8 protein-coding genes are annotated in these 6312 nt (G+C 30.9%); 1 reads left to right on the top strand and 7 read right to left on the bottom strand.

Annotated elements, in window-relative coordinates; all coding sequences use genetic code 11:
* Nucleotides 1-284: 284 nt before the first annotated feature.
* From B0E44_RS14705 to B0E44_RS14720, 4 genes are all read right to left on the bottom strand, one after another.
* Nucleotides 285-683: a hypothetical protein gene (locus tag B0E44_RS14705; protein ID WP_077376827.1), complete on the bottom strand. Its 399-nt coding sequence runs from the start codon at nucleotides 681-683 to the stop codon at nucleotides 285-287.
* 90 nt (nucleotides 684-773) lie between these two features.
* Complete coding sequence (locus B0E44_RS14710) at nucleotides 774-1241, bottom strand: hypothetical protein (protein ID WP_077376830.1); 468 nt, start codon at nucleotides 1239-1241, stop codon at nucleotides 774-776.
* A 76-nt stretch (nucleotides 1242-1317) separates the two neighbouring features.
* Nucleotides 1318-1908: a hypothetical protein gene (locus B0E44_RS14715; RefSeq protein ID WP_077376833.1), complete on the bottom strand. Its 591-nt coding sequence runs from the start codon at nucleotides 1906-1908 to the stop codon at nucleotides 1318-1320.
* Between the two features lie 107 nt (nucleotides 1909-2015).
* Complete coding sequence (locus B0E44_RS14720; RefSeq protein ID WP_124019345.1) at nucleotides 2016-2813, bottom strand: hypothetical protein; 798 nt, start codon at nucleotides 2811-2813, stop codon at nucleotides 2016-2018.
* Between the two features lie 179 nt (nucleotides 2814-2992).
* Here B0E44_RS14720 and B0E44_RS14725 point away from each other — a divergent pair, with 179 nt between their 5' ends.
* The gene (locus tag B0E44_RS14725) at nucleotides 2993-3226 is read left to right on the top strand and encodes a helix-turn-helix domain-containing protein (RefSeq protein WP_077376838.1); all 234 of its coding nucleotides are present in this window, start codon (nucleotides 2993-2995) and stop codon (nucleotides 3224-3226) included.
* Between the two features lie 302 nt (nucleotides 3227-3528).
* Here the strand turns inward: B0E44_RS14725 and B0E44_RS14735 are convergent, their stop codons facing one another.
* The 3 genes from B0E44_RS14735 to B0E44_RS14745 form a co-directional block, all read right to left on the bottom strand.
* Nucleotides 3529-4671: a hypothetical protein gene (locus tag B0E44_RS14735; RefSeq protein ID WP_077376844.1), complete on the bottom strand. Its 1143-nt coding sequence runs from the start codon at nucleotides 4669-4671 to the stop codon at nucleotides 3529-3531.
* 152 nt (nucleotides 4672-4823) lie between these two features.
* Nucleotides 4824-5258 carry a JAB domain-containing protein gene (locus B0E44_RS14740; RefSeq protein WP_077376847.1) on the bottom strand — a complete coding sequence of 145 codons (435 nt, stop codon included), beginning with the start codon at nucleotides 5256-5258 and terminating at the stop codon, nucleotides 4824-4826.
* An 81-nt stretch (nucleotides 5259-5339) separates the two neighbouring features.
* Nucleotides 5340-5735: a hypothetical protein gene (locus B0E44_RS14745; RefSeq protein ID WP_077376851.1), complete on the bottom strand. Its 396-nt coding sequence runs from the start codon at nucleotides 5733-5735 to the stop codon at nucleotides 5340-5342.
* Between the last annotated feature and the right edge of the window lie 577 nt (nucleotides 5736-6312).

Here is a 6312-nt window from a genome sequence, read left to right on the forward strand (position 1 = left end):
ATATTTAAACTATTTATTGTTATAGCGTAAATATAAAATTAATTAGATAATAACATAAATATTATGACGTATATCAGTTAATTAATTGCAAATAAACCCCAATGGCGCGGATTTGTCCATGCCCGAAAAGTACATCCCTTGATTTTAGGGCATAAAAAAAGCTTCAGATTTCTCTGAAGCTTTTCTAGTAGCGGGAACAGGACTCGAACCTGTGACGCTTCAGGCCCATATACCAGTACTTTACAAGCTTTAAAAATTTGTGTATGCCTATTTGTATCCATTTTTTACCTAATACTTCCTACTAGCTCTTTAATTAAGCTGTTGCTAGCGTAAATAATATATATGTTTTTGCTTTTGTAGATACAGGATATCTGAGCGTCAAATTTAGTAAATTCTTCAATACAAAAATGATGTTTCTCTTCCTTGTTCCTAGTAGTAATAAGATTTATGCTTTTATAGAATTGTGAACTTTTATCTGCAAAGGTTATGACTACAGCTTCTAATATGTCTAGGCTAAAAAGAAGTTCAGTTTCATCTGCATGTTTGCTTAGGAACTTATTTAATTCAGTGCCTACATATTTATAGCTGTCATAGTACTCAATTCTGTCTTGTATTACTTCTAAATCAAATTCCCAGTTATCATACTGCATTCCTAGTTTAAAAGGCATGTCTATCTGTTTCATAGTTTATGGGTATAAAAAAACCACCTTGTTATGGGTGGTTAAATTTGATTCTAGCTAATGTAGTATTGGTGTAAGTTTTTGTCTATTTATTTATTGTTGGTTAGGATAAGAGATATAAGCATAATTATACATTTCACTCATATCTTCTGATTTGATTGTGAACGCCGTTTTACAAATACCATTATGCTTAATAGCACCGCTATTTAATGATATTTCATATTTAATACCATTAAGATTTACTATTATTCGGTTATCAAGAACATTGCTAAAATCTACAGCGTTTCCATTAAGAAGAAATTTATGAGTCCCTTTGGGATATGCTATAGATAAAGTTTGTGTAAATATACTTGGCTTATTTGATGCTTGATAACATATTAATTCAGCAGTTGTAGTATCAAAGCCTTCATAGAAATGGAGTTTTGCAACACCACATTCACTAATTTCAGAGTTTACATATGTAAAGCAAGGTGTATTATCTTCGTCATTGTTATCTTCTTTTGATGTGCAACTAGCTAATGTAATACTTGCTAGTAAAAATAGAGTAATAAGTTTTTTCATTTTAGACTTGAATTTAAATTAGTGAATATTTGTTAGTAATATTTTTATTCGAGGTTATTAAAATTAATTAGTGAATTTAATTCTTTGTGTAGTTCTCATATTCTTCTGAATAATAGTGTTTTCTGTAAACATCTTTGAATTTCCAGAGGTTAGGAAATTCAGTTTTATCTAGTATCATTATCTCATAATAATAGAAAGGGGCTATTGATATACGAATTTGGATTTCAGAGCTATATATGTGTTTTTCTCTGAAGTATTGCTTATTGTCTGTTAGCCATTTGAACACATCTATTTGGCTATTTTGGATTTTGTGATATTGCTCAAGTAGCTTTATATAAATATCCTCATTTCGTACAATTTGTACATACTCCTCTAGCCTTATATAAGTTTCTTTTAAAACACACTCATCTTTACGGGTTGGACAATTACAGGAAAAGCAATACTTAGAATTGTCCTCGTGCCATTTCTTGCATTGGTAAGATTCTGGATCTTCTAATGCACTATGGAAGTTATCTCTGTTATCCAATAGCCAATGATTGATGCAGTCTAATTTTAGAGGTTGATTGTTTAGCAGATTATCTAAGAAAGGCAATTTTGCACTGTCTGGGTAATCATTAAAATCCGTATTGTTTAATTCACAACCAATTTTGGGTAAACGGAAATTCATCTCATTGGGTATTTAACTGTTATTTATATGTGGTGCATCCTAAGAAAAACAAATTATTAATGCACTCTAATTAAGAGGTTGGTTGTTTTGGAGTTCAAGAATTGAATCTAAATTGTTTTTGTTTTTTTTATCTTATTTAGAATAAAATAGGTCACTCCTCCAGTGACAATAAAACAAATTATTCCAAGTGGGAAATTAAAACTAGGGTAAGCATGAGCATAAGCACGTCCACCTCTGGAAAATTCTGTACCTCTGGTATATGCTGTGTAGTGTGAAACACTAGGATATAAATAGTTTCCGAAAACTACAGCAGATATAATTCCAAGGGAAATTGAAATTGCAATAATTTCCTTATCACTTAGCTTGAATTTGAGTGTCTTTAAGTTTATCCTTTTGGCTTTCATAGTGAATGTATTGGTAAGTTGACTGAAGTTAACTGATGTTTTAATCTTTTGGATTATATAGTATAATCCGATTAAGATAATTGCTAATAAGAAATAAGATAAAATCTTCTCTATAGTATGTGTGTTTTCTTGTTTTTTTAACTCTAGTTGTTTCGTAACAAGATCCAATTTAGCTTGAACCCTTAAAGCTTCTTTATGTTTTCCTTCTTTAATTGAATCCTCCACAGCTTTTTTAGCTTCTTCTTCTTCTTGTATCTCTTTTAGATTAGCTTGTAGTACTTCATCTCTATCCCATTCATCCATTAAAGCTTTAGTTTTAGCTACAGAAGCTTTATCTGTTTCTGCTCTAGAATCTTGTAACCCCTGTCCAGTAAGACCTCCGTTATAACCATCATACTGATGATCAGTATATCTTTCCCTTCCCTTGTTTTTATTAATTGGCTGTTGAGAATAACCTATGCAACTAATAAGTATTGATGTAATAACTATTTTTAATTTCATAATAATTTTAGTCTGCATTTAATTTAGAAATAACTAACTAGTTTTTTAAAGAGGGAATATCTATTTAATTGTTTAATCAAACTTCGTATTGATGGCTTAAATTAAATCCCATATTGCCATATATGGCATTCGTATAATGCAAATATACTCCTTGATTTGACTTGTGAAATATGTCAAGTATGAATAAGTCGGATTTGCTTAAAAATGTTGGTAAAAGAGTCCAGGACTTAAGATTAAGCAAAGGCTTAACTCAAGTAGATTTAGTTGGAAAAATAGATGGGGATATTGATACAACTAATATCTCTAGGCTTGAAGCAGGTAGAACCAATCCAACATTATACACTCTTTATAGGATTAGTCAAGCTTTGGAAGTTGAATTAAGTGATCTATTAAAGACTCCTACGGACTTGTAGTATTATCTTTTGTGTTGCCAGCAGTACAAATCGCCAGCATTAGAAATACAATGTTTACATTGTTTTCCTGTGCTTTTTGCAATGGCTTTACATTGTCCATAATGACAATTTTGGCTAGTTTCTACTAGGGCTAAGTTTGTTGTTGATGTTGTACTTACATAACTAGGGTTAGCAAACAATACAGTAACTGCCAATCCAAATACTACTAATAATTTTGATTTCATTGGGTTTGTGCTTCATTGATTATGGAGCAAACATACAACCTAATATCACATGACTTCTACTCTTGCAAATTTGCAACCTTAAAAGGGCTGTTCTTCAAATTCTTCCAAGATTGGAATTCTTTTAATATCATTCCCAAAGCCATTTCCTGTGATGATGTAATTTTTAGCATAGACTTCATCCATGCCCCTATAAAAGGCAGATTTAATCCTAGAGATATGTGTGTAAATTGCTTTGCTACTAGGGTCTATTAAGTCTTCTATGCTTTGCATCATCTTATCATAATCTGATTGATTTGATATACTTGAATAGAAATCTTTCAACTCTTCTTTGTACCTGTGTAGTTCTTTTATGTTTATCCCTTTTGGATGGTTGTAAAACAGGATATATACAGCTTTGGTTAAATGACTTAATGGAATCTCGAGGTTATTAAAATGTGGTAGTCTAATGTTGAAATCTTCATCAATATGTATTTTACTTACTGAACCTAGGTCTATACCATTAGCTGTGTCAGAGATGATTTTCTTGAGTATAGGTAATGCAAACAGCAGTTGTCCATTACTTTTTAACTCCTTTAACTGACTCTCAATTTGTTTCAGTTTATCTATTGTTTCAGTGTCAAGGTCTTTATAAGGGTTAGCTTTTACGAGAAATTCCCTTTGAGAAAAACATATGTCCTCAGCTAATCTTTCATTTTCTTCCTTTTGCAGACTAAAGTAATCAAGTAATTTCAAGCATGGCTTTAAACCTAAATTATTATCACACTCTATAATGCTAATCTTCTCATTGTTAAAAAAGATATAGCCAGACTTTATACTGCCATTATATCCTAGGTAATCTAGTACTTCTTTTGATTTAGCATTAATATAGGTTGTATCATTGAAGAATATTTCAGCCGTCTTTATCAAGTTATTAGCTGTGATACTCCCTGAAAGTTTCTTTTCATCTATCTGAGGGAAATAAAACTTAATAATTTCAGTAGTGTAAAGCTCCGGATATTCAACATTGGGTAAGTAAATAAAGTTTTTTCCAACCTCTGTGAATTGAGATTTTAAAAGACTGTAATTGTCTTGTATGTATTTCTCAAGATGATGATTGTCTTCACTATCAAAATATAGAAGTATGTCTTTATCAAGATCTAAGCTAGATAGTTTAGAGTCAAGTTTGAATGGGGTAAATTCATCTATTTTAAAATCCTTAAAAAGATCATTTAGAGATAACATTGCTTTTTTGCCAAAAGTAACAAAATTTAGCTATAATAATATATGATGACTAAAAAGTAAAAAGTGCATTTGTGATAAATATGGTCAGATAATAACACGCTTGCACCTTTACTTTTTGTAAACTACTAGCTTGATATGGAACAATGCTAGGTTTATAAAATACCATTGTCACTAAAGCTGTAATATCCCTCTTTAGTAATAATTAAATGATCTAGTAGGTTTAAATCTAATAATTTGCTAGCTTCTTTAAGTCTTTGTGTAATTGACTTATCTGGTTCACTAGGTTCTAAATTTCCACTGGGATGATTGTGTACTAACACAATACTAGTGGCATTACATTTTAAAGCAATTCCTAGAATGATTCTAATATCAACAACAGCCCCTGAAATACCACCTTTTGACAATTCATGCATTCCTAGCACAATACTAGCTCTGTTTAGAAGTACAATCTTTACTTCTTCTTTGAATTCTATTAAATCTAGATTCCATTGTTTTAAAACCAGACTGTATAGAGCTTGGCTACTAGTGATTTTTATCCTTTCAAGATTTGTGTTTGAATATGAGACTTTTATTTCTGCTACTTCCATAGGTCTAAAAATAAAAAAATCCTTCCTGTTTTGTTTCTAGACTATATAGATATAGAAACAGAATTGGAAGGATTTAAGATTTTACATTGCGAACTCTTCTTTGTGATGCCCATTCTTTGAGAATGTGTTTTCATCTGCTAGAAGTCTTTTAATAGCATTGTCTTCTTTGGTGGAGATTGACTCTTCTGGCTTGTATACAAACCTATGAGTTAAAGTAACTAGTTCCCCAGTGTCTTTTACAACGTATTCATAAGCTTCACATTCTTGTTTTATAACTCTACCAGGCATTTCTGTGCCTATAAGTGCTTTACAAGTTTGCTCATCAAATGTGGATGAAATAAATGCTTTTTTTGAGGTGGCATAAAACTGATTAGTTGTTGTAGATTTTACCATTTCAATACCTCCTGAGAGTTCTAATACAAAGAATGCTCTACCATTCTCTGTGTGTCTTTGTTTGTAGTCAATAATACGTACCATTGTTTTTGTTTTTGAGTTGAACATTTGTTTAACCTAAAGCATTTAGATAGACTTATTAAAATCACAGCTGTCAACTTGGATTTATAAAGTCTAGAGATAATGAATTAGCATTAAACACAATCTTTCTAGACTGCCAGAATAAGTGTGGGTAATTAGTGTGAGTGGTTCTAAAAAAGAATAGAAGAGATGCCTATTTAGATTTATTTTCCTTGTAGTCACAATAGTCCTAAGACTTTAGCTTTACGATCAATCATAGCAAAAGCTATAGGCTACAAAGATTGAGAAAGTGTACATAGTTAAACTAACAATTGTAGCCACACTTTAAAGTCATTGAGAAACTATAAGCTAGCCTATAGATTTAAATGGAAGAATTTATTCTAGGGACAAAAAAGTAAATTGGTTTAAAATGTGGGTGGGGGAGATTTTCTTTTAAAAAGTGGTGCGGGCGGTTTTGTAGGGACGTATACACTTATGTAAAAAACATCTTAAAAATTTTAAAAAAAATATATCTTTACAAGATTGTATATAAAAGTTTTAAGTATGGAAATTAAAAGTATTTTTCTGCATCATATTGATG

The organism is Flavobacterium sp. A45, assembly GCF_002001005.1.
In the GTDB taxonomy this organism is placed as follows: Bacteria; Bacteroidota; Bacteroidia; order Flavobacteriales; family Flavobacteriaceae; genus Flavobacterium.

What these genes read in the sequence shown, in the direction of transcription:
- B0E44_RS14735 (WP_077376844.1), bottom strand. Translation starts at nt 4,671, where the DNA reads ATGTTATCTCTAAATGATCTTTTTAAGGATTTTAAAATAGATGAATTT.
- B0E44_RS14705 (WP_077376827.1), bottom strand. Translation starts at nt 683, where the DNA reads ATGAAACAGATAGACATGCCTTTTAAACTAGGAATGCAGTATGATAAC.
- B0E44_RS14720 (WP_124019345.1), bottom strand. Translation starts at nt 2,813, where the DNA reads ATGAAATTAAAAATAGTTATTACATCAATACTTATTAGTTGCATAGGT.
- B0E44_RS14725 (WP_077376838.1), top strand. Translation starts at nt 2,993, where the DNA reads ATGAATAAGTCGGATTTGCTTAAAAATGTTGGTAAAAGAGTCCAGGAC.
- B0E44_RS14710 (WP_077376830.1), bottom strand. Translation starts at nt 1,241, where the DNA reads ATGAAAAAACTTATTACTCTATTTTTACTAGCAAGTATTACATTAGCT.
- B0E44_RS14715 (WP_077376833.1), bottom strand. Translation starts at nt 1,908, where the DNA reads ATGAATTTCCGTTTACCCAAAATTGGTTGTGAATTAAACAATACGGAT.
- B0E44_RS14745 (WP_077376851.1), bottom strand. Translation starts at nt 5,735, where the DNA reads ATGGTACGTATTATTGACTACAAACAAAGACACACAGAGAATGGTAGA.
- B0E44_RS14740 (WP_077376847.1), bottom strand. Translation starts at nt 5,258, where the DNA reads ATGGAAGTAGCAGAAATAAAAGTCTCATATTCAAACACAAATCTTGAA.